At 33.7% G+C, this 24,253-nt stretch carries 20 protein-coding genes and 1 pseudogene; 9 read left to right on the forward strand and 12 right to left on the reverse strand.

Going from position 1 to position 24,253, the window contains the following annotated elements:
* Nucleotides 1-10: 10 nt before the first annotated feature.
* Together CBR30_06950 and CBR30_06955 are read right to left on the reverse strand one after the other, a co-directional pair.
* A complete protein-coding gene (locus tag CBR30_06950; protein PMQ01231.1) occupies nt 11-1,021 on the reverse strand; it encodes an ABC transporter permease in 1,011 nt (336 codons plus the stop codon).
* Nucleotides 1,022-1,095: 74 nt separating this feature from the next.
* Nucleotides 1,096-2,955 (reverse strand): peptide ABC transporter substrate-binding protein, encoded by a 1,860-nt coding sequence (locus CBR30_06955; GenBank protein PMQ01232.1) that lies wholly within the window; start codon nt 2,953-2,955, stop codon nt 1,096-1,098.
* Between CBR30_06955 and CBR30_06960 the strand changes: the two genes are divergently transcribed.
* Complete coding sequence (locus CBR30_06960) at nt 2,956-3,234, forward strand: hypothetical protein (GenBank protein ID PMQ01233.1); 279 nt, start codon at nt 2,956-2,958, stop codon at nt 3,232-3,234.
* On the opposite strand, the gene CBR30_06965 is transcribed toward CBR30_06960, so the two are convergent.
* From CBR30_06965 to CBR30_06975, 3 genes are all read right to left on the reverse strand, one after another.
* A complete protein-coding gene (locus CBR30_06965) occupies nt 3,206-4,120 on the reverse strand; it encodes an SAM-dependent methyltransferase (GenBank protein ID PMQ01234.1) in 915 nt (304 codons plus the stop codon). The genes CBR30_06960 and CBR30_06965 overlap by 29 nt on opposite strands.
* Nucleotides 4,121-4,741, reverse strand: a complete 621-nt coding sequence (locus CBR30_06970) for a type II restriction endonuclease subunit R (GenBank protein PMQ01269.1) — start codon at nt 4,739-4,741, stop codon at nt 4,121-4,123.
* Nucleotides 4,742-4,904: 163 nt separating this feature from the next.
* Nucleotides 4,905-6,020: a hypothetical protein gene (locus tag CBR30_06975; protein PMQ01235.1), complete on the reverse strand. Its 1,116-nt coding sequence runs from the start codon at nt 6,018-6,020 to the stop codon at nt 4,905-4,907.
* 82 nt (nt 6,021-6,102) lie between these two features.
* Between CBR30_06975 and CBR30_06980 the strand changes: the two genes are divergently transcribed.
* Nucleotides 6,103-6,288 (forward strand): hypothetical protein, encoded by a 186-nt coding sequence (locus CBR30_06980; protein PMQ01236.1) that lies wholly within the window; start codon nt 6,103-6,105, stop codon nt 6,286-6,288.
* 6 nt (nt 6,289-6,294) lie between these two features.
* Here CBR30_06980 and CBR30_06985 read toward each other — a convergent pair.
* The 4 genes and pseudogenes from CBR30_06985 to CBR30_07000 form a co-directional block, all read right to left on the reverse strand.
* Nucleotides 6,295-6,867, reverse strand: a pseudogene (locus tag CBR30_06985) (hypothetical protein).
* 28 nt (nt 6,868-6,895) lie between these two features.
* On the reverse strand, nt 6,896-8,290 hold the full coding sequence (locus tag CBR30_06990; GenBank protein ID PMQ01237.1) for a hypothetical protein: 1,395 nt from the start codon (nt 8,288-8,290) through the stop codon (nt 6,896-6,898).
* Between the two features lie 44 nt (nt 8,291-8,334).
* The gene (locus CBR30_06995) at nt 8,335-11,829 is read right to left on the reverse strand and encodes a hypothetical protein (GenBank protein PMQ01238.1); all 3,495 of its coding nucleotides are present in this window, start codon (nt 11,827-11,829) and stop codon (nt 8,335-8,337) included.
* Nucleotides 11,830-11,831: 2 nt separating this feature from the next.
* Nucleotides 11,832-13,223 carry a histidine kinase gene (locus CBR30_07000; GenBank protein ID PMQ01239.1) on the reverse strand — a complete coding sequence of 464 codons (1,392 nt, stop codon included), beginning with the start codon at nt 13,221-13,223 and terminating at the stop codon, nt 11,832-11,834.
* An 84-nt stretch (nt 13,224-13,307) separates the two neighbouring features.
* Here CBR30_07000 and CBR30_07005 point away from each other — a divergent pair, with 84 nt between their 5' ends.
* Together CBR30_07005 and CBR30_07010 are read left to right on the forward strand one after the other, a co-directional pair.
* The gene (locus CBR30_07005) at nt 13,308-13,742 is read left to right on the forward strand and encodes a hypothetical protein (GenBank protein PMQ01240.1); all 435 of its coding nucleotides are present in this window, start codon (nt 13,308-13,310) and stop codon (nt 13,740-13,742) included.
* Nucleotides 13,743-13,825: 83 nt separating this feature from the next.
* Nucleotides 13,826-15,004, forward strand: a complete 1,179-nt coding sequence (locus tag CBR30_07010; protein PMQ01241.1) for an MBL fold hydrolase — start codon at nt 13,826-13,828, stop codon at nt 15,002-15,004.
* Nucleotides 15,005-15,010: 6 nt separating this feature from the next.
* On the opposite strand, the gene CBR30_07015 is transcribed toward CBR30_07010, so the two are convergent.
* Entirely contained in the window at nt 15,011-16,036 is a 1,026-nt protein-coding gene (locus CBR30_07015) for a tRNA 2-thiouridine(34) synthase MnmA (GenBank protein ID PMQ01270.1), read from the reverse strand.
* A 13-nt stretch (nt 16,037-16,049) separates the two neighbouring features.
* Nucleotides 16,050-17,231 (reverse strand): cysteine desulfurase NifS, encoded by a 1,182-nt coding sequence (gene nifS / locus CBR30_07020; GenBank protein PMQ01242.1) that lies wholly within the window; start codon nt 17,229-17,231, stop codon nt 16,050-16,052.
* A gap of 135 nt (nt 17,232-17,366) precedes the next feature.
* Here nifS and CBR30_07025 point away from each other — a divergent pair, with 135 nt between their 5' ends.
* The 3 genes from CBR30_07025 to CBR30_07035 are packed head-to-tail and all read left to right on the forward strand — an operon-like array spanning nt 17,367 to nt 21,374.
* Entirely contained in the window at nt 17,367-17,822 is a 456-nt protein-coding gene (locus CBR30_07025; GenBank protein ID PMQ01243.1) for a transcriptional regulator, read from the forward strand.
* A complete protein-coding gene (locus CBR30_07030) occupies nt 17,807-19,534 on the forward strand; it encodes a multidrug ABC transporter ATP-binding protein (GenBank protein ID PMQ01244.1) in 1,728 nt (575 codons plus the stop codon). The genes CBR30_07025 and CBR30_07030 overlap by 16 nt, the downstream gene beginning before the upstream one ends.
* On the forward strand, nt 19,527-21,374 hold the full coding sequence (locus tag CBR30_07035; protein PMQ01245.1) for a multidrug ABC transporter ATP-binding protein: 1,848 nt from the start codon (nt 19,527-19,529) through the stop codon (nt 21,372-21,374). Before CBR30_07030 ends, CBR30_07035 begins: the two co-directional genes overlap by 8 nt.
* Here the strand turns inward: CBR30_07035 and cysK are convergent.
* Nucleotides 21,351-22,274 carry a cysteine synthase A gene (gene cysK, locus CBR30_07040; protein PMQ01246.1) on the reverse strand — a complete coding sequence of 308 codons (924 nt, stop codon included), beginning with the start codon at nt 22,272-22,274 and terminating at the stop codon, nt 21,351-21,353. The two genes, CBR30_07035 and cysK, sit on opposite strands and share 24 nt — an antisense overlap.
* Nucleotides 22,275-22,430: 156 nt before the next feature.
* Here cysK and CBR30_07045 point away from each other — a divergent pair, with 156 nt between their 5' ends.
* Both CBR30_07045 and CBR30_07050 read left to right on the forward strand, forming a co-directional pair.
* A complete protein-coding gene (locus CBR30_07045) occupies nt 22,431-23,333 on the forward strand; it encodes a DNA methylase (GenBank protein ID PMQ01271.1) in 903 nt (300 codons plus the stop codon).
* A complete protein-coding gene (locus CBR30_07050; protein PMQ01247.1) occupies nt 23,327-24,223 on the forward strand; it encodes a type II restriction endonuclease in 897 nt (298 codons plus the stop codon). The genes CBR30_07045 and CBR30_07050 overlap by 7 nt, the downstream gene beginning before the upstream one ends.
* Nucleotides 24,224-24,253: the final 30 nt, after the last annotated feature.

The following is a 24,253-nucleotide window of genomic DNA, read 5'->3' on the forward strand; positions in this document are numbered from 1 at the left end:
TTCCTTCCCCCTATCTGTATCTTACTCTTGGATCAAAAAGGGGATAAAGTAGATCAATTAGTAAAGCGGTTGTAGAGATACCTACAATTGAAAATACAGCTATCCCCATCATTAGATTAAAATCTCCATTATTTATTGCCATATACAAAACTTGTCCCAGTCCTGGATACGAAAAAACACTCTCTGTAACTAATGAGCCACTAAAGATTCCTCCAATTTGAAGGGCAAGGTTTGTAATTTGTGGGAGCAAGCTATTTTTCATTACATACTGAAAAAGGATTTTTCTTCTTGGAATTCCCATGACCTCTGCATAAATTACGTAATCCTCCGCTTTTACAGTGGAGGTTAAAGACCTCATACTCAAAAACCACCAACCAATACCTACAATTATGAGGGCTAATGCGGGAAGAAAGGCGTGCTTAATGAGGTTTAATATAAAGCTAATAGAAAAAGAAGGTTTCATTCCTATACTGTAACCCCCTACTATGGGGAAAAAGGGGAATATGTATGCAAATAGAATAATTAATATTAAAGCCATTATGTAATATGGGATGGGATAGATACTCATAGCGACTACTGATAATATCTTTGACCATCTTTTCTCACTATAATAACCTGCAAGCCCTCCAAGAATATTTCCAATTATCCAAGAAAGTAAAGCAGCTATAATAAGAAGCCCAGCTGTCCATGGTAGTGAATCTCTTATAATAGAAATTACTGGTGTAGGAAAGATAGAAAGAGATGGTCCAAAATCTCCCTTAAAAAGCCTTCCCCAAAACTTAATGTACTGTTCCCAAACGCTACCTTTTAGACCATAAAGTTCCATCATGGTCTCTCTTAATTTTTCCAATGCTTGAGGATCTAAATACATGGAGCCATAAGAAGTCATTCTGTTCATAACTGAAACGACTGGATCTAATGGGGTAAAGCGTGGAACTAAAAAAACTATGGTTATACCAATAAAAATAACCACAAAATATTGTATCAATCTTGGTAATATATACCTCTTTAAAAAATTCATTTTTAAAACCTCCTGACCAAAAGGAACCCCATCCTCTTTTTGAGGACGGGGCTCCTTCTAATTTTTTATACTTCCTATTTTCTTCCAGTACTTCTTATAAATGGTAGAATAAACTTAAATTGACCCCACCACCATACAGGAGCCATGTAAGGGTTATCTGCGGATGGATAGTTTGTCCAGTAATAGTGATCCTGAGCGGAGAATTTCAAGTTTATTATTGTGATAGGATGAGGCATTTCCTCAACAAAAACTTTAATGAAATCCATAACAAGTTCTTTCGCCTTTGGATCTTCTGGTTGTAATTTTACTAGTTTATCAAGAATATCGTCTGTTTTCTTACTCTTCCATCTTATTTGGTTAGTTGTAGCAACTTCTCCTGTAGGTTTATAGAATTTAGAATGAAATCCTTGGAGGAAGGGATATACATCTGTAGCTGGGACTGCCCAATAGGAGCCTACATCAAAATCACCAATATTCCACTTCGTCCAGAATGGTCCTGCCTCTACAGTCTCCACAGTAGTATCTATACCAAACTTTCTCCATTGATCTGCAACTGCAAAGGCTAATCTTGTAGCATGGATTTCAAAGTTTGCAGGGGCAGTTATGGTAATTTTCCAAGGCTTACCATCGGGAAGATACCATTTTCCACCAACTTTCTTAAATCCATTCTTTACTAATAGTTTTTCTGCTTCGTCTGGTGCATATTTCCACCAACCATATCCAAAAATCTCCCTTGGCTCTCCTTTTATTTTGTAGCCTTTACTTTTTGCAAAATCCGCAATTCTATATGGGACGGTTGGATCCCAAGGTTTAAATCCATCTTCTAAGGCAAAATCCTTTAGCCAGTCCTCAAGAGGAGCGTAATATTCCTTTAACAGAGACTGTGTAGCACACATATATAGTGGATTGACTCTTGAGATTCCACCAAATCCTGAAGTAACCACATCTACAATATCTATAGCCAATGTCAGTGCCCATCTTACATCTTTATTGTTATATGGGAATTTTTCTAAGTTCATTGCCATTATTCTTGCCCTTACATCATCCATCCATGCCCATGGAAAGTCTTTATACCAAACTCTTGAATAGGGATTGCCCTTTCTTAAAACCTCCCATGCTTCTGGAGTTAGATCGAAGATTAGATCTAATTCATGTTTTGTTTGTGCAATAACTTTCTTTTCGTCAGGACCATAGTAGATAAATAGTACATACTTTGGTCTTGGCATTCCATATAATAATCCAACACTGGTTCTTCTCCAATCATTTCTCCTTTCAAAGAGCCACCAATATCCTTGTGGATCATAATCCTTAAGAACATAGGGTCCAAGAGAAACAGGAGGATTAAATTCAAACTTCAAAGGATCCTCTACTTTTTCAAATATATGCTTTGGCATAATATAGCATGTGGAGTAGACCAAGGAAGTAAATATGTGGTGAAATGCAGGAGTTGGATTCTTTAACTCAAAAACTACTGTATAGTCATCAGTTTTATAAACCTTAGATACATAGGTATTAAATTGGGCACTATAGCTCATTCCAGGATTTTTCATTAGATATTCCACAGTAAAAACTACATCATCCGCTGTAAAAGGCTTTCCATCGCTCCAATAAATTCCCTTTCTTAGCTTTACTGTCATCTTTTTGAAATCCTTATCATAAATGGGTGCTTCTTGCGCTAAAGCATTTATAGTTTTTCCTGTTTGAGGATCAAGATACCATAATCCATCTAAAAGCATTTGCTGAGTACCATTTCCTACACTAACACCTGGCTTCCAGAAGTTAAAATCCTTAGGATTTGCTAATCTACCATGAAGAGCATCTACAATGAGGGTTTCGTTGCGTGGTAAATTGGGAAGTATCTGAGAAAATGTAACAGAACTACCTAACAAGGAAAGTAAAAGAATCAAAACAATAGTAAAAGATAACTTTTTCATTTGAACACCTCCTCAATGAGAAATATTCCCCTAAAATTAGAGGTTGGAAAGGTGATTTTCTTTTCTAATTTCACCTCCTTTATTAAAAATTTAGTTGCTGAGGATTTTACAATTAATGTTTCTTTTATTAGTATTTCTTTTTTGTTTATTATAAACTTTTCTAACTATATTGTACTATATAGAAATAAAATATCAAGAATTAAATTGATGCTGTGGATAAATAAGTATAACAAAGGAGATCGAAGAAGCCTTAAAATTCAAATAACTTTGGCATATTAAAATTTAAGATAAATTCCTTAATGCGTTTCTCTGCTAATTTTACATACTCTTCATTAATTTCGTATCCAATATAGTGGCGGTTTGCTTTAATTGCTGCTATAGCTGTTTGCCCACTACCCATAAAAGGATCTAAAACAATTTCGTTCTCAAAAGTATAAAGCTGAATTAAACGATAGGGTAATTCTACTGGAAAAGGTGCTGGATGACCAACCTTATTTGCTGATTCTGCGGGAAATGTCCAAACGCTTTTGGTAAATTCAAGAAATTCCTCTTTAGTAATTGTACTTTTTCTTCCCAAATTTTCCCTTGAGAATGTAGATTTTGAAAATATCAGAATATATTCGTGAATATCTCTCAATGTGGGATTTCTTGCTGAAAGCCAACTCCCCCAAGCAGTTGAAGGACTACTACTCGCCTTGTTCCATATGATTTCACCACGCATTAAGAAACCTAAATCAAGCATATCTTCAATAATAAATGCATGAAGTGGGATGTAAGGTTTTCTTCCAAGATTAGCAATATTTATACACACCCTTCCACCAGGTACAAGAACTCTTTTAGCTTCATTCCAAACCTTTCTTAAAAATTCTCTATATTCATTTAAAGTAAGGTTTTTATCATATTCTTTTCCTACATTATATGGTGGAGAAGTAACTATTAGGTGGATACTATTGTCTGGTAATTCATCCATCTTTTCACAGGACTTACAAAAAATCTTGTCAATAAACTGAGGTGGAATTGCATTTTCTGAATATTTTACAAATTCCTCTTTTGGTAACCCCTCATATAATCTGCTAGTATAAAATGGTGTAGCATCATGATTTATCCTTCCAGGAGAACCAAATATACTTGTTCTTGTGCCCTCTTTTTTCTGATATTTTCTCATTTATTCGTCCCTCCAGAGATCAACCCATCTTTTATATGGATTTAGCTCTATTTTTGTTCTTCTCCATTCTATCGGAATGCATCTCGTTTCACTATCTTTTACTAAAGTTGTGAGCGCGTCTTTATTGATTTCAATACCTCTGGGATTTGTACCTGATTTAGGAGGTTTTATATAAAATTCTCTACCTAATTGCTTAAAAGTCCCTTTCTGTACTGCTAAGGGAATATGATAGAATCCTCCAATATCATTCCAGTTTATTTGTACAAGTAAAATATCACAGCGTGGGTAATAATTTTCCATAAATTCTTTTGCTTTTTGGGCATCAACAGTCCAAGTTAGTTTAACTCCACTTAATTTTTTACTCGTAATTGTTTTAATTGATATTGGTTCTCCAAATAATTTTACATCTACTTCTGGTTCTGTTATAGGAATTTCTGTTTCAACATTTTCCTCACCAAATTTATAAATGAGCAATGCAACTATTATTCGTTCACGAATTGAGCCAATTTCCATACCTATTTTACCTGCTCTTGAGCTTTCCAGTTCTGCAATTTGAAACAAATAGGGCAGGCGTTTTTTAATTTTCTCAACAAGTTTTCTATCTTCAAATATTTCTATTATATGGTTAGACATTCTTACTTCCTCCTACAAGTTTTGTAACAACAAAAATTTATATAGTTTTTCCATAAATATTTAACACTACCATAGAAAAGTTTATACTAATGTTTTTCTTGTTCTTATTATATCAATTTTTAACTTTACAGGATAATTCTTTCCTCCTTAATCACTTTAAGTATGTTACTTTATAAGTATATTCTAATGTGAAGGTGCTTTGTGCCTTTACCTCCACTTTAAATAATGCTCTATTTTCATCCAATCTTTCTGCAGGTATATTGGAGGATGTTATTTGCCAGCCCTTACCTAAATATTCAATAACATCTATCACTACATTTTCCTTCTTAGCATTTAAAAGCTTAATTTTTACACTACTTTCTTTAACAGTGTAATTTCCATTTTTCTTTTCTGTTGAGGATACAACTATTCTTTCCCCTTTTAGATCAAAATCAATCCCCTGTAGAATAGATATTTTTTTCTCTTCAGGGGTGTTGTCTAAGGGAGATTCTCCAAGAAATACTGTTCTACCTTGATCTTTTACAAATATGTTTATGTTTCCTTCAGGAATAGGTATTCCAAGCCCATTTTCCTTTTTGTTATCAAACTCCCAAAAGATAAAAACACTATCAAAGGATTTTGAGTATTCATAGATATATCTTTTTAGGGCATTCTTTATATTTGTATCTATTAATGGAATAATTTTTGTCCCATTTGGAGATATACTAATCTCATCAGGAATTGAATAGATTTTATAACCCTGTAAGGATTCAAAGGATTTTTCTTTTTGCATGGACATATCTGCTTCCATGTCTACACTTTTAAGGTCAAAAAATCTATCTTCCGTAAGAGAAACCTCACCTGCAAGAAGATTAACCTTTACATTTTGGAGGTAGCTTGGCGTATTATTTTTAATTAGCACATTAGTTTTAAATTTTAGTTGGTCATTATCTATGAGTAGGAGATGATAAGCGGACCAATTAATATTCTGAAGAATATAAAATATATCCAAGGTTTCTTCCATGTCTGATGGAGACTCAATCCAAACTCCAGTTGGAGGATATAATACCTCTGTTATTATAGAGCCATTATTAGTCACAATGAAAAAGGAGTCTGGAGATACATTTTGAGGAATCTCAGAGAGTGGTACAAAATTTATACCTTTTTTCAACTGTACCTTTTTAGTAATGGATACTACCGCTAAATTTTGCTGATAGATAGTAACCTGGTTTTGGGCAAAGGCGATGGTAATTAGGAAAAGTAAGGTTAAGAGGATTAAAAACTTCATGTTGAAACCTCCTAAAAAAGTTTAAAACTTTTTCATTTTTATTATACAATATACTTACAGACTTTAATAGGGAGGAAGAAGTATGGATATTTATAGACCTATATTGGTAACCCTTATATGGGGTCTAATCTTAGAGATCCTTGTCCTTGTTTACTACCTTCTTAATAGATTCTATCCCTTTGAATTTTACTTAAATTTAGTTGTGATGGTTATTAATATATTTGGGCTTTTGTTTATATGGAGAAGAATGAAGAGGGAGTTTATGTAAATTTCTTTTAAGGATCTCCTTTTTTATCCAGATATGATATCTTTTTGCTTTAAAAAAATCCTTCTTTCTTTTAAGACTTTGGGGATTATAGGCGTAGACTAAACACCAGCTATATCCATTTTGTAAGAATCTATAGAAATCTTCCCCTCTTGTCTTTCCCTCCTCTACTTCTAACACTAAAAATCCAAGCTTTTTCAAAAAATTCATTATCCTTTCCTGATCGACAAAGAAAAAGGCTATTTCTCCCATCAAATACTCAGAATTTTTCCAAGGAGAGTTTTCAAGAAATTTCAAAAGCTCTAAAAAGGATAGATTTAGAAGATGTAGGAATTTTTTACCCCAAGCTAAACTAACACCATCCTGAGGAAGTTTTGGGAGATGTTCATTCCATAGATGTAATTCTATATACCAGGTGCCTTTTTTAATGAGATCACCATTAGGAAGGTAAATATCTTTTTTAGCTTTAACAGGTCTATACCTTAAGATACAATAGGGATTTTGAGTAAGGATCTTTACTCCCTGAACCTTACTTACAATCTTATCGAGCAGAATTATCAGAAAACCAAAAAAGCTTTGCACTCTTTATTATACTTCCAAGAGCAAAATTTTACACCTGTGGCACATCAAACCTAAACTTAATTTTACCTTCCTCAAGAAATTTTAAAAAGTATATAAAGGGATTGGATAGGGACTTTTCATCCCTAAAGCAGTAAATATTTGTGCCATGGTTGGGAACTGAGAATATTGCTATCTTTTTTTCAGGATGAATCTTCCTTTCATTAATAGCATAGAATATGGCATATCTGCTCATTTCATGCATAAGATCTACACCACAGCCAACAGGTGGATACTTTTCTATATCCTGTGGCACATAAATGATCTTCTCATCATCAAAGTAATCTATTCCTCTATGAAGATGAACTATTCCCAAAATTTCAGGAATATCCTGACCAAGTTCCTTAAGGGGCAATGTAAATTCTTCTGCCTCTACCGATGGTCCCTTTACTTCTATATTCTCAATATTAAAAACCTCTACGATCCCTTCTTCAGTTGGGATAACAGGAACTAAATCCTTAGGAGATAGGTTTGACTTATCCACATTAAATCTGCCTGATGCAGTTACTACAAAAAGTTTTAATTCATAGTCATAGGACATAAAGGCACCTTCCGCCTGTCTTGAGTAGGATAGGATCATGGATATAAATTTACCTAATTTTTCATTCTTAACTAAGCTATTTATCTCCACAGGAGAGGATAGAAGCCCCTTTTCTCCTAAATACCTTCCAAGATTTATTATAGATCTAACACCTATGGAGTTTTCCCACTTATCATAGGGGATAACATCATTTCTTTTCCTGTGTCCTCCAACCTCTTTACAGGAGCCAAATACCCTAAGCCTTTTTGAAAGCTCTTTTGTATCTTTTAAAACAGGGCATCCTCCTTCTAAGGTGGAAAGAATAAAACCATTCACATAAATATCATTGTTCTTTAATTTGTAAGGGATGATGATATTTTTAAAGGCACCAAGTTTTGCCATAAACATCCTAAATAGAAGTATCTTTTTATCATAGGGAAGATTAAATATCAATTCTTTCTCATCATGGATAAAAATAACATTAATGAAATTGGGATGGGGAGATGGGGAAAGATTAAGGGTATTTTTCCCTATCTCTATAGCAAAAGGAGGGAAAACTTCTGGTAAATTCTCCCTAAGGAATTCCTCAAAGCCTTCAAAGGAATTTGGGTATGGAAAATCACCTATTGCTACAGGATTTAGTATTATACCAAAAGGCACATGAAATTCCTTTTTAAATAATTCTTTATGCTCTTCATAGATGTAAGTATTGCTTCCCAAATTTTTAAAATTTTCCCTTATATCCTCATAAAATATTTTGAAGTATGTATTAATTGCATTTAACTCCTCTTTACTAATTTTCTCGTCTACTACATTCAGATTATTGTAGACTATTAGTGTTGGGTTCCTATCCCACCAATCTTTCATATTTCTCCCTCTTTTTAATGTTAATGTTTCACGTGAAACAATTTTTAGTCAAAGTATTTTTCGCTTATAGAGATTATATCAATATTTTTCAGAGAGTCAATGAGATTAGTAGAAATGTTGGATATAAATATATTGGTTATATATGGGTCAAGCTTTTTGCCTGATTCTTCCATCATAATCTCTATAGCTTTTTCTAACTCATAGGCTTTTCTATATGGTCTATCAGAAGTTAGGGCATCAAATACATCTGCGATTGCTATTATCCTGGAAAGAAGGGGAATATCTTCTCCTGAGAGACCATCCGGATATCCTGTTCCATCCCATTTCTCATGGTGATGCCTTACTATTCTTGCTATTTCTGGATCTAATGGCAGTATTATCTCCTCCCCTATTGTTGGGTGCTCTTTAACTATTATTTCAAATTCTTCCTCTGTCAATTTCCCTTTTTTATTCAGAATCTCCTCAGGAACTCCTATCTTTCCTACGTCATGAAGCAGTCCTGCCATCATTATCTTTTGCAGACTTTCTTTATCCAATTGGAGTTTTTCTCCAATGAATAGGGATAGGAATGTAACTCTTTCCGAGTGCCCCTTTGTATATGGATCTTTTGACTCTATAGCTCTTGTTATGGATAACATGTATCCTAAGAGCAACTCTTTTGCCCTTTGATGGGATGTTACCATTTGGAATAAATTAGCTACATACCTTCCATATCTTTCAAAAAATGCTCTCTCTTCATCCTCAAATTTTTTAATAGTGTTGAAACGAATGTAAAATATGGGGAAATTAGTGACATTGGTATAAACTGAGACCTCCTCATCACTTATTTGGGAGACCTTATCTTCGAGAGTTTTTAAAATTATTCCCTCTTCATTTCTAAAAGAAGTAGAATCCATATAGTATCCATTATATAGATGGAATTTAAAATCTTTCTTCTCTTTCTCCAATATTCCTACATAATCCAAATCTTCATACAACTCTTTCAAAATTTCATAAACGTGTTTTATAATCTCATCCTTTTTTGAGCTTAAGGTTATGTTTCTATAGAGGGAAATTCCAGCCTTATCAAAGGATTGCAACTTATTTAGCTTATCATATGCTAATTTGCTCTCAATAAAGGCTGTTGAAAGCTTTGATAGTGCTTCCGCTATTTTAAAATCTTCCCTTTTGAAAACCTCCTTCTCTGAAAAACTATCAAAAAATATACCTCCAAAGTATTCATTGTTTATAAATATAGGGGCTACCAAGGTTTGCTTAATTTTCTCTGATCCTGCTAAGTTAAATTGTTCTCTAAGATGAGAGGGCAATGTATTATTGAAAGAAACAATATCTTTAACTATATGAGCTTTATTTTCCTTTGGCTTATAAATTGTATCATCATTTAAAATTATATTATGTAAAATTTCTTTATTATATCCAAAGGAATCTTCATATTTGTAATAGTCTCCATGTTTAATTATTATAGAGCCTGCATCCGCATGGGGTATTAAACTCCTTCCTACATTCAATATACCTTTGAAAAACTCCTCATCCTCAAGGGATATATCTATCTTTGAAAATTCAGAAATCATATACATGATCTTTTCCTCTGCCTTTTTTAAAGAGTCTGTAAGAAGCCTATTTTTTATATGGGCGGAGACCAGGTTTGATATAGATTTAGCAATCTCTATATCCTCAGTGGAATATTCCTGAGAGCTGTAAAATAGTATCAATGCACCATAATAATTATTATCCACTATGTAGGGTACATGTAATAGGGAATAATTTTTAGCATCCTCCGCCTTAATAATATTAGGGATCATTGTAGGATGAGATAAAATCTCCTCTATTAATTCATTATCACAATCACCTACTTGCGCCTTAATAGAAAATCTATTATTTTCTTTTATTACCACTATTCCTCCTATTGCATTTTTAATTATGGATAAAGTATAGTTTAAAAGCCTTCTATAAAATTCAGTTGTATTTTGCTCTATATCAGTAGTGCTAAAAAACTCAACAAGCCTTGATAGCTTATCCGAAAGGGTAAGGGATGATGAATATTGATTTATAGCAATGCTTTTTAGCTCTTCCCATTCTTTATAATAGACCCCTGTCAAATGAACCATATAGGTGACAATACTTAATATTAGTAAAATTATAAATAGGATCATAGGGGAAAGTTTATATATTATCTCATTAATAAAGGTTTTGTAGGGTGCTATGGAATAGATATAGGATATATTACCTGCAATTTTTAGAGGGGTCCTTACTAAAAAGACTCTTCCCCATTCCTTAATGATATCTTTTACATTCTTAAATAGTAATTCTTTTTTAGATGCAATAATAATGTTTCCTTTACTATCTGTAATTAAGTTTATCTCTCCCCTTAAGGATTCAGTTTTTAAAATGATATTTAATAATGGAGTATCCTTAAAAAGTACTGCTAAGGAACCTGAAAATACCCCTTTATAGAAAAGGGGCTCATGGTAAATAAATGTGGGAAATCCTTTATTTTGGGTATATGGATATGTAAAGATAATTTTCCCTTCTTTATTCATGCGGGTAATACTTGCTATTATTCCATCATTTCTAAGATAATAAGATACGAGAGCTTTCTTTCCCTTCTCATTAAGGAATATAATATTTTCATCCTCTCCCAAGCTTCTCAATTCTTTACTAATTTTCTCAATAAGATTTATAAACTTATCTTCAATATTCTTGGTATTTAAGGTGAGTTCATACTGAAAATTGTTATTTAACTCTTTTATACTCTTATTAAAATAGGAAAAAGCTATGAAGGTAACTAAGGAGAAAATGATGGTCCAAATAAGACCAGCCCTTAAAAAATTATTTATAAAATTTAGACTGGATGAGATAGTTATCTCCTCTTCTTTTTTGGCACTTGCATTAATTACTGCCTTCAAAAAAGTAATGAAAAGTATGGTAGATGAGATGCCTCTCAATAAAAAGGAGAAAAATTTTAATTCTTGCAGAAAGCTTATATTATAAAAGGAGGAAAAAGCTTTTAATAGATAATCTAAACTAACACTTAGAGAGAAAAAACCAAGAGAAAGAGATCTATAAAAGGTTCTCTCTCTTATGAGAAGATAAATGGTTCCTACTGAAGAGAGTAGTATTACTATTATGGCATAGTATATAAAGAGGTCTAAAGCCAAGATATAATTTTTGTTTATTAGAGCAAGGAATGGAGGAAGTAGAAGTAAGAGTGAATAAAAATATATTCTTTTAGGGATAGTTATCTTTTCAGTAATCTCTCTTTTTATTTGAATTATAGATATGAGGATAAATAAATAAGAAAAAAAGATACACAAATTCCCAATAAGAATGGCATTTTCTAATTTTAAAGGAGATTGGAGTATAAGAAAGTTTTTAATGGTTACAGAAACTCCGGTAAGAATGGATGATACTACTATGGATTGAATGCCATTTATTTTTCCATTTTTTGAAGTTAGTTTAAATCTTAAGAGAGCAATTATCCCAATAGGTAGAAGCCAAACTAAATATTCCAAAAAAGCATTTATATATTTAATAATCATAATTATCCCAAAATATTTAGAAAGATAGGAACCAAATTAGGATCAAATTGTATTCCTGCATATCTTTTCAATTCCTCAATAGCCTCCTTTTTTGTTTTTGCCTTTTTATAAGGTCTTCCTCTTATCATTACATCATAAGCATCAGCAATCATAAAAATTCTTGAAACCAAAGGAATATCTTCTCCTTTAAGTTTTCTTGGGTATCCTTCTCCATTCCACCATTCATGATGGGAAAGGATCTCATCTAATATGATGGATAGTTCATAGCTTGCTCCTGCAATTCTATATCCTATCTCTGGATGCTTTTTAACAATTTCCCACTCCTCTTCATTTAAAGGACCATTCTTCTTTAATATGGTAGGGGGTAAGGCTATCTCTCCGATATCATGGAAATGAGAAAGAAGAGATAGTTTTTCCCTCTCTACATCGGAAAGATATAAGTAATCCGCCATTCTTAAACATAGTGTTTCTATATTATCCTCATGCTCTTTACTCTCATAGCTATTTTCCCAAAGAAGACTCTTAAGGGATAATAGTACAGACTCTCTAAAGGTTTTTCCCTCAATCAGTTTATTTCTATACATCCTATCTTCCGCTATCTTAATAATATCTTCTATATTCTCCCTTTCCTCCTCCTTCGTGGCATATCCTAAGGATATACTTAGCTTTATTGCATTATTGTTTTCAATACTGTATTTTTCACAATTTCTTTTTATCCTCTCGCATACCTCCTGAGCTGTGAATTTGTCAGTTTTGGGAAGAAGAATGGTAAATTCGTCCCCTCCCCATCGAGCAATGATATCCTCTTTTCTACACGAATTTCTTAATACATCCGCTATGGCTATAATGAATTTATCTCCCTCTTCATGTCCAAAGGCATCATTTATGAGCTTTAGACCATTTAAATCTCCCATGATTACTGTAAGGGGAAGATTCCTTTTTGTGTTTAGTCTCCTTAATTCCTCCTCAAAAAAGTATCTATTGTAAAGTCCTGTAAGAGAATCATGAAAACTTAAATATTTTATTTCTTCCTCCATCTTCTTCTTCTCAGTAATATCCATTGTAAGTTCTACTGCGCCTATTATATTTCCATTCTCATCTAATACCGGATATCCCCTTATAAACCATATTCTTCCATTGGGAGTCTTTATTTCTGCCTCTTGGGGCATTTTTGTATCCATAGCCTTTTTAACAGGACAGTTTTCGCAGATGCTCTCTCTTTTATGCCAAAGATTATAGCATTTTTTATTTATCAATTCTTCCTTGGGTAGATTTAGAGAGTCTCCTGCGGACTTATTGGCATAAAGGATATTCATATCCTTGTCGTAGAGGATAACATGCTCTTTTATGGAATCTAAAATAATATCTTTCAGTATTTCCTCTTTAAATAACATAAAAGACGTCCTTTTTTCTTTTATTATACAAAAAATTCATTACATGTTAAAATATTTTCAAATAGAGGGGAGAGTTTTGGAAAGATGTATGAGGATTTGGTAAGGCAGATACTGCTTTATTTTTCTGCAAATAAGCCTCCTATAAAGCCTGAGCTTATCTCTTTTGGTCTTGGCATAGATATCCATTATACTAATCTTCCTGCAGGTTCCGGTCTACTTATCTTATACAATGATAAACAGATTATGTTAGTAGAGGAGAAGGATCCCATGGTAAGAAAGAGGTTTACTATTGCTCACGAACTGGGGCATTATTTCCTCCATGATGGGGATTCTCTAAGATTTGATAAGAAGAAGGAGAGGGAGGCAAATATTTTTGCAGGTACCCTTCTTCTCCCCTATTTTATATTGGAAAATTATCTACATCTTTCCATCCCTCAGATTGCTAAGATTTTTTGGGTATCCCAAGATACTGTAAGAATAAGATTGGAATATCTTCGCAAAGAGAAAAAAATTTATTGAAAAAAAATTTGCAATTAATAGGGAAATGGTATATAATTATTGCGAAAATAAGACTAAAAAAGTATAAATTGGGAGGTTGAAATATGAAACCAAGAGTTATAAAAGAGAATATATATTATGTGGGGGCGCAGGATTGGAATAGAAGACTTTTTGATTCCTTAATTCCTTTGCCAGATGGAACAAGCTACAATGCCTATTTAATAGTAGGGAGCGAAAAAACCGCCCTAATTGATACAGTAGATCCATCAAAGAAGGATATACTATTCTCCTACTTAGAAGAGATAGATAATATAGATTATATAATTTCGCACCATGCGGAGCAGGACCATTCAGGCTCTATCCCTTATGTGTTGGAGAAGTATAAAAATGCAAAGGTGGTTACAAATCTAAAAGGAAAAGAGTTACTTAGTTTACACCTTCATATACCAGAGGATAGGTTTATTACGGTGGCAGATGGTGAAACCTTATCCTTGGGGGATAAAACCCTGAAGTTTATATATACGCCATGGGTACACTGGCCGGAAACAATGGTTAGCTATCTTTTAGAGGATGAGATACTCTTTACCTGCGACCTTTTTGGTTCCCACTTGGCAACTTCAGACCTTTATGTAACTGATGAGGGATTAGTTTATGAGTCTGCAAAAAGATATTATGCGGAGATTATGATGCCTTTTAGGGCTATTATCCAGAAAAATTTGGAGAAGCTAAGCCCATATAAGATTAGTATGATTGCTCCAAGTCATGGACCCATATACCAAAATCCCAATTTTATAATCTCCGCCTATAATGATTGGGTAAATAATCCCCCTAAAAATATTGTGGTTATACCATATGTATCCATGCATGATAGTACTAAGATCATGGTTGATTACCTTACGGAAAGATTGATCGAGAAGGGAATAAAGGTGGAGATTTTTGACCTATCCTCTGCTGATATTGGGAAACTGGCTATATCTTTAGTGGATGCAGGAAGTATAATTATAGGAACGCCAACGGTTCTTACAGGACCACATCCCCATGTGGTTTTTGCAGTTTATTTGGCAAATGCTCTAAAGCCTAAAGCAAAATTGGTTTCTATTATTGGATCCTATGGTTGGGGAGGAAAAACTGTAGATATAATAAAAGGAATGATAACAAATCTTGATGCAGAAATCCTTGATCCCGTGCTTGTAAAGGGTCTTTCTAAGAAAGAAGATTTAAAACTTTTAGATGAGCTTTCCGAAAAAGTATATAGGAAGCATAAGGAGTTGGGATTAGTTTAATATAGATTAGGAGGGGGGTGATTTCATCTTTTCAATGATGCCTCCACAAAGGACAAAATCTTCAAGGTAACAAACTAAGATTTGTCCTGGAGCTGGTGCCCATTGAGGCTCCTTAAATTCTACCATTACCTCCTCTTCTGATATAATTTTTAGCTCTGCAGGCTGGGGCTTCATGTTGTAGCGGATCATAGCAAAAACATCTATTCTTTTCTTCTTAGGTTTAAAGGATGGGAAATTAACATTTTTTGCATATACTAAATTTGACAAGATTCTTTCTCTTTCAGCCACTATTACTAATCCTTCCTCGGGTACTATTTCCTTCACATATACAGGTTTTCCCATAGCTACTTTTAATCCCTTTCTTTGCCCAATGGTAAAAGAAAATACTCCATCATGTTCTCCTACTATCCTTCCATCTTCCGTTATAATTTTTCCCTTCTTCTCCTTTACATATTTTTTTATAAACTCTCTGTAATCGTTATTGGGAAGAAAGCATATTTCTTGGCTTTCGCTTTTTTCCTCTGTGACCAAATTATTTTCTCTTGCAATTCTTCTTACCTCTTCTTTTGTGTAATCTCCTAAGGGGAAAAGGGATTTTTCTATCTGTTCCTGGGTTAGATAGGCTAAAAAGTAGGACTGATCTTTTCTTTCATCCTTTGCCCTTTTCAACAAGAACACTTTCCTTTCCTGATCCCATTCTTTTTTTACATAGTGACCTGTGGCAAAATATTCTGCGGATATTTCTTTGGCTCTTTTCATCAATAAACCAAATTTTATAAATCTATTACAAAACATACAAGGATTAGGAGTATATCCCTTTTCGTAGGACTCTACAAAATATTTAACAATAGTTTCTTCAAACTCTCTTTTTAGGTTAATTACATAGTGAGGAATATTGAGAAGATAGGCTACTTTTTTGGCATCATTAATGGAGGTTGAAGAAACGGAAATATTCATGGTTAATCCTATAACTTCGTATCCTTCCTTTAAAAGTAGTAGGGCTGTTACACTACTATCAACCCCACCACTCATTGCTACAACAACTCTACTCACGCTTTAATGTCCACCCCTGTTTATATGGAGATATGGATCTTAACTTTTCTACTGTTTTTTCTAAAACGTCCAAGGTATAGTCTAAGTCTTCTTTTGTAGTCCAAAGTCCCAGGGTAAATCTTAAGGCACCCTGTACAAGCTCTATAGGTACTCCTATGGCGGAAAGAACATGGGAGGGCTCTAAGGAACTTGAGCTACATGCAGATCCTGTAGATACCGCAATACCTTCTAAGTCTAAGTTTAAAAGTAGAGCTTCTCCTTCAACGTATGCAAAACTAAAATTAATATTATTAGGAAGTCTTTTTTCCCTATGACCATTCAGATAAACATCAGTTATTCTCTTTTCTACCTCACTGATGAAGTAGTCTCTAAGCTCTGTTAATCTTTTCATTTCTTGATCTAATTCTTTTACAGCAAGCTCAATGGCAGTACCAAAACCCACTATTCCTGCTACATTCTCTGTTCCTGCTCTTTTTCTGCTTTCCTGCTCTCCCCCATGAATTAAAGAGTATAATTTGCTCCCCTTTCTTATATACAAAGCTCCTATTCCTTTTGGACCATAAAACTTATGGGCAGAAATTGAAAGGAAATCAATCCCTAAATCATTAACATCTACAGGTATATGACCTACAGTTTGTACAGCATCTGTATGGAAGTAAACATTCCTTTCTCTTGCAATTTGGGCAAGCTCTTTAATAGGCTCTATGGTTCCTATCTCATTGTTGGCGTGCATGATGGATATTAATATAGTGTCCTTCCTGATGGCTTTTTTTAGATCGTCGGGATCTATAAGTCCATATCTATCTACAGGAAGGTATGTAACTTCAAATCCCAATTTCTCTAAGAAATGGCATGGTTCCAATACAGCATGGTGCTCTATTGGGGTTGTAATAATATGTTTTCCTTTTTCCTGCAGGGCAAAGGCAACCCCTTTTAATACCATATTATTTGCCTCGGTACCACCACTGGTAAATATTATTTCTTCAGGCTTTGCGGAGATAGCTTTTGCTACTTTTTCCCTGGCAGATTCAATAGCATTTCTTGTTTCTCTTCCAAATCTATGTAAACTTGATGGATTTCCAAAATATTCCTTTAAGTAAGGCTCCATAGCGGACCATACTTCTGGTCTCACAGGTGTTGTGGCTGCATAATCCAAATATACTTTTCTCATTATTTACTCCTCCTTTTTTTGACTAATTTAGTATAAATTATATGAAATTGGAAATTAAATGTCAAAAATTTCTCTTTCATTTTTTCCTTTTCTATGATAATATTTAGTTAGCTAAATAATTTTTAAGGAAGATTTGGAATGAAAGATCCTTTATATAGCTTATTTAAGGATGTATTAAGGGAACATTTTATAAGAAGGGAGATGCTCCTTGGAAAAGTAAAACTTTTTCGAGGACAAGCTCCTGTACTCCTTCTACTTTCTGAGAGGGATGGGATTACTCAGAAGGAGATAGCGTATGAGCTAAAAATAAAACCATCTACTTTGAACCTTATTCTAAGAAGATTAGAGAAAAGAGGATACATAGTTAAAAGAAGGGATGAAAAGGATAAAAGATTTACAAAGATTTATATTACTGAAGAGGGGAAAAATTTAGTATGTAAGCTAAAGAGCATTTTTGAAACCCTCTCTCAGGACTGTTTTGGCATATTAAATGAGGAGGAGAGAAGATTTTTGGAGGAAGTTTTCATTAAAATTAGGGAGAATTTGAGAAGGTTAAATGAGGAAGGAGATGGAAAGAAATGCGGAAAATTCTAAAGTATTTAAGACCATATCTTCATTTTTTAATTCTTGCCCCACTATTTATGGTAGTAGAGGTTATCTGTGATCTTTATCAGCCTACCTTTCTTGCAAGAATTGTGGACGAAGGACTACTAAAACATAATCTTCCTTTTATCATAAATACTGGGCTTAAGATGGTAGGAGTTGCCTTGATTGGTCTTGTTGGGGGAGTTGGCTGTGGTATCTTTGCAAACTTTGCTTCACAAAATTTTAGTGCGGACTTAAGAAAGGATTTATTTAAAAAGATACAATCCTTCTCCTTTTCCAATATAGATAAGTTTCATACATCTTCATTAATTACAAGATTAACCAATGATATTACTCAATTGCAAAATGCCGTTACTATGTCTTTAACAATAGTTGTTAGAGCTCCTCTTCTTTTTATCGGTGGAATTATAATGGCTGTTTCAATAAATAGGAGTTTGTCCACTATCTTTCTTTTTGTTATTCCCCTTTTATCCTTTATTTTTATCTTTATTATGAAAAAGAGTTTTCCATTATTTACTGAAATGCAAAAAAGAATAGATGGGTTAAATAGGGTTGTTAGGGAGAACTTGGCAGGAATTAGGATTGTAAGGGCATTTATGAGAAGTGATTTTGAAAAGGAAAGATTCAGGAAGGCAAATGAAATGCTAATGAATGCGGTTAAGAGAGCCATAAGATTAACTGTATATGGTATGCCTCTTTTTATGTTGGTGATGAATTTCAGTATGATTTTTGTTTTGTGGTATGGAGGATTTCAGGTAAAAAGTGGCACCATGCAGGTAGGAGAGATCATGGCATATATAAATTACATGATGCAGATTATGTTTTCTCTTATGATGATTGGAAACATTTTGATGTTTATATCAAGGGCATCTGCCTCTGTTGAAAGAATAAATGAGATATTAGATGAGAAAGTTTCCATTGAAAGTAAGGAAAAACCTGTAAAAAAGACCATTGAGAGGGGAGAAGTTGTTTTTGATCATGTTTATTTTAGTTATAACAGTGATGAGTATGTTTTAAAAGATATTTCTTTTATTGCTAAGCCCTCAGAGATTGTTGCTATTATTGGAACTACAGGCTCAGGTAAATCTACGTTAGTAAATCTGATACCAAGGTTATACGATGTTTCTTCTGGAAGGGTTTTGATTGATGATGTGGATGTTAGAGATTATGATCTGGAGGGACTTAGAAGTTCAATTGCTATGGTGCCTCAAGATACTATTCTTTTTACAGGGACCATTAGGGAGAATATATTATTTGGGAGAGAAGATGCAACAGAAGAAGTCATAGAGTCTGCAAAGATTGCCCAAGCCCACAATTTCATCATGAATTTACCACAAGGTTATGATACTGTTATTGGAGAAAGAGGAGTTACACTATCAGGAGGACAAAAACAAAGGATTGCCATTGCAAGAGCCATCATTAGAAAGCCTAAGATCCTTATTCTTGATGATTGTACCTCTGCAGTAGATTTTGCTACTGAGCAAAGGATTTTGAGAGGATTAAAGGAAATCATGAAAAATTCTACAACCTTTATTATTGCACAAAGAATAAGTACTGTTATGAATGCGGATAAGATTATTGTGATGGATAGGGGAAGAATATCAGGAATAGGAAAGCATGAAGAACTCTTGAAGAGTAACAAGGTATATCAGGAGATCTTTAAGTCGCAGCTTGGTGAGGAGGGAATAGAGTATGCGTGATCAGAGAAGGATGGGACCAGGACCCATATTTAGAGGACCAGGTGGAAGACCACCTTTAAGGAGTTATACGGATGTTAAGGTAAAGGATCCATGGGGAACCCTTAGAAAATTAATTGGTTACTTAGGTATATTTAAGGTTAGATTACTTATTGCTTTTCTTTTAGTATTGATTTCTTCCTTGCTGGGAATTTTAGGACCATTCCTAATTGGAAAAGCAATTGATAATTATATAGTGCCAAAGAGGTTTGAGGGATTTTTTAACTTTTTATTATTTCTTGGAGGAATATATGTTTTAGGGGCAGTTTTGGCTTGGATTCAGGGGTATTTAATGCTGGATACTACACAAAGGCTTGTTTTTAAAATGAGAGAGGATTTATTTAATAAGATTCATGCACTTCCCTTGAAATATTTTGATCTGAGACCCTATGGAGATATTATGAGTAGGTTTACCAATGATATAGATAATATTGGTTTTGTACTGGGAAATAGCATTATCCAGATGTTTTCAGGGATTATAACCTTAGCAGGAATCTTTATTATGATGTTAAGGGTAAATGTAACCCTTACTTTTATAAGTATGATTACTATTCCTCTTACTATTTTTGTAACAGAGTTTATTTCACGAAGGACAAGAAATTTATTTTATGCTAATCAATCGATATTAGGTAAATTGAATAGCATAATTGAAGAGGATGTTTCAGGACTTAAGATTATAAAAATATTCAATAGGGAGAAGAAAGAGTATGAAAAATTCTCTGTAGTAAATGAGGAGCTGAGAAGGGTAGGAGTATGGGCACAGATTTATTCACGTATTATTGGTCCTATTATGAACCTTCTTAATAACCTAAGCTTTGCTATTATTGCAGGATTTGGCGGTTGGTTTGCCTTCAGGGGACTCATATCCATTGGAACTATCTCTGTATTTTTAAGTTACTCAAGACAATTTACAAGACCAATAAATGAACTTGCCAACCAATTTAATATGATACAGTCCGCCATTGCAAGTGCAGAGAGAATCTTTGAGGTTATGGCGGAAGAGGAAGAGAAAGAGGATGATAAAAACTTAATAGAGTTAAAAGAGGTAAAAGGAGAGGTAGAATTTAGAAATGTTTATTTCTCCTACAAGCCAGGTGTACCAGTGCTAAAAAATATTAATTTTAGGGCTCTTCCTGGTCAAAAAATAGCCATCGTAGGTCCAACAGGAGCTGGAAAGACAACTATAGCAAGCTTAATTGCACGTTTTTATGATGTAGATGAGGGAAGTATATTATTAGATGGAATAGATATTAGAAAGATAGAGAAGAGTAGTTTAAGGGCTAATTTGGGTATTGTTTTACAAGATACTTATCTTTTTTCAGAAACAGTAATGGAAAATATTAGATATGGAAGACTTTCTGCTACTGATGAGGAAGTAAAAGAAGCTGCAAGGCTTGCACATGCAGAGGAGTTTATCTTGAGCCTGCCAAAAGGCTATTATACTGTACTTTCTGAAGATGGAGGAAGCCTTAGTCAGGGACAAAGACAGCTCATTGCTATTGCAAGGGCTATTTTGGCGGATCCTAAGATATTAATTTTAGATGAGGCAACCAGCAACGTAGATACTATGACAGAAAGATACATACAATCCGCCATGCTTAGACTAATGGAGGGAAGAACAAGTTTTATTATAGCTCATAGGCTAAGCACCATAAAAAATGCAGATCTAATCCTCGTGGTAAACCACGGAGAAATAATTGAGAGGGGTACCCACGAAGAACTATTAAGAAAGAGGGGCTTTTACTACAATCTTTATATGAGCCAGTTCAGTGAAGTGGAGTTATCCTCCGTTGGAGAAGACTGATAAATATCTTTCTCCTGTATCTGGGAGGATAACCACCACTCTTTTCCCTCTTCCAAGCTCCCTTGCTACTTTTAATGCAGCAAAAGTGTTGGCACCTGCGGATATACCTACAAAGATGCCCTCCTTTTTAGCAAGACTTTTGGCAGTTTCTATGGCGGACTCATCACTTACCTTAATGATCTCATCAATGATCTTTAAATTGAGTACATCAGGGATAAATCCTGCTCCTATCCCTTGAATCTTATGGGGACCTGGAGCTCCTCCTGAAAGAACAGGGCTTTTTTCAGGCTCAACAGCAACTATCTTAATATTTTTATTTTTCTCCTTTAAAAATTCCCCAACTCCTGTAATGGTTCCTCCAGTACCTACTCCTGCTACAAAGGCATCTATTTTCCCATCCACAGCATTCCATATTTCAATAGCAGTAGTTTTTTTGTGGATGGCAGGGTTTGCGGGATTTTTAAATTGCTGGGGCATAAAACTATTTGGAATTTCTTTTAGAAGTTCCTCTGCTTTTTTAACTGCTCCCGCCATACCTTCAGAAGATGGTGTTAAAATTACCTCTGCACCATAGGCTTCTAATATTTTTTTTCTCTCAATAGTTACAGTCTCAGGCATCGTTAATATACATTTGTATCCTTTCACAGCACATACCATTGCAAGTCCAATTCCTGTATTTCCACTGGTAGGCTCGATAATTACAGAACCCTTTTTTAATAAGCCTTCTTTTTCTGCAGACTCAATCATTGCTAAAGCAATTCTATCCTTTACACTTCCACCAGGATTGAAAAATTCAATTTTTGCTACAACCTCTGCCATATCTTCATCAACAATTTTATTCAGCCTAACAAGAGGAGTATTTCCTATTAGCTCCAATATATTGTTCCTTATCTCTCCCATTCTTTAATCTCCTCCTTTTTTGATACGAATTATACCATTTTTGTGTGAAAAATAAAGGGAGTAGGATTATAGTTTGAAAAGCTATAAATTTTTTGTTAATATAAAAACATGAAGATAATACGAAGGAAAGCTACAAAAGAAAATAAATACGTAGAGATGAAAGAGGTAACTCAAGAGGAATATCTTGAGTTTATTAAAGAAAATGACATCATTGTTATTGAAGATGTTCAGATAAAGCTAAGGAAAACCTGGAATATTAAGAGCTTTTCTCCCCCTGAGGAGTATGAATTAGAAAAAAGTACCGTTTGGAGCTTTCCAGAGAGAGGAAGCTGGGCTACCCATGTGGGAGATTATAGAGGGAATTGGTCCCCTTACATCCCGAGAAACCTAATATTAAAATATTCTCAAAAGGGAGATTGGATTTTGGACCAGATGATGGGAAGTGGAACTACTTTGGTAGAGGCAAAGCTTTTGGGAAGAAATGCTATAGGGGTAGATATAAATTTAAGTGCAGTTATGTTGGCAAGAGACAGACTGAATTTTTCCTACAATCCCCTTTTAGAGGAGTATAAAGAGCCTATTATTAAAACTTACTTTGGAGATGCGAGAAATTTAGATAAAATTGAAAATGACAGTATAGATCTTATAGCCACTCACCCTCCCTATGCTAATATAATCTCTTATTCAAAAAAGAATAGGCTTGAGAATGATTTATCACAGCTTCCCCTTGAAGAGTATTTACTTGAAATGAGAAAAGTTGCTGAAGAGGCTTTTAGGGTATTAAAGCCTGGTAAGATATGTGCCATATTAATTGGAGATACAAGGAAACACAAGCATTATATTCCTCTTGCTTTTAGAGTTATGGAAGTTTTTTTAGATGTTGGTTTTATTTTGAAGGAAGATATTATAAAGGTCCAATGGAATATGAAGACTACAAGAGAAAAATGGAGTTTTAGAAATTATGATTTTTACCTAATTTCTCATGAACATATATTTGTATTTAGAAAACCTGAAGATACAAAAGAATATAAAAAGTACAAGTTTAGTATTAAATGGTGAAAGAGCCAGATAAATACAAAAAGTTAGGATTTAACAGCCTTGATGAATATGCAAATTACTTTTTTAGTACCCTTCTTCCAAGCAATAAAACTTATGAATATTTTGTAGATTGGGAAAAGGTCAAAGAGAACATATTTAGATATCTCAATGAAATATCATTATTAAATACTCTTTCTCGGGTTCCTTCTAATCAGAGAAAAGAAAGGTTTATAGAAATAATAAAGGAATATCCAAGGGTAGTTAAAGTAATTCCGGTACTTATTGCGGAAAGAATAAAAAATTCCCATATAGATATTTTTGATCCTGATTTAGAGGAACTTATTAGGATAGATTTAGATATTAATAATATTGATGAAACTTCCCTTCAAAAAATAACAGAATTTGTTGAGAAGGTAGGGGTATTGGCTCTATTCTCAGAGATAAAGGATTTATATGATTATCTAATGGGTGTAGAAGTGGGTATTGATACAAATGCAAGGAAAAATAGAAGTGGAAAGATTTTTGAAGATATGGTAGAGGGAAAGCTAAGAAAAATTCTTAGATCTTATAAAATATTAAGGAATGATACAAATTTTTCATTATATAAACAACATACAAAATTCAAGACTAAAACTCATGATTTTACTATTTATAAAGATAATTTAGAAAGACCAATAGCAATTGTTGAGTGCAGTTTTTATAATATATCAGGGAGTAAGGAAATATCTATATCAGAAAGTTATGAAGAATTATCTAATTTAGCAAGAAATCTAAATATCTCCTTCATATGGGTTACCGATGGTCCTGCTTGGATTAAAATGAAAGGACAAATTCTCCATTCTATTAGAAATATTGATTGGATTTTGAATTACAAAATGCTGGAATTAATAAAATTCATCGTGGAAAAATAAAGGCACTCTATCTCTCTATTTGAATTATTT

The organism is Dictyoglomus sp. NZ13-RE01 (genome assembly GCA_002878375.1).
GTDB lineage: Bacteria > Dictyoglomota > Dictyoglomia > Dictyoglomales > Dictyoglomaceae > NZ13-RE01.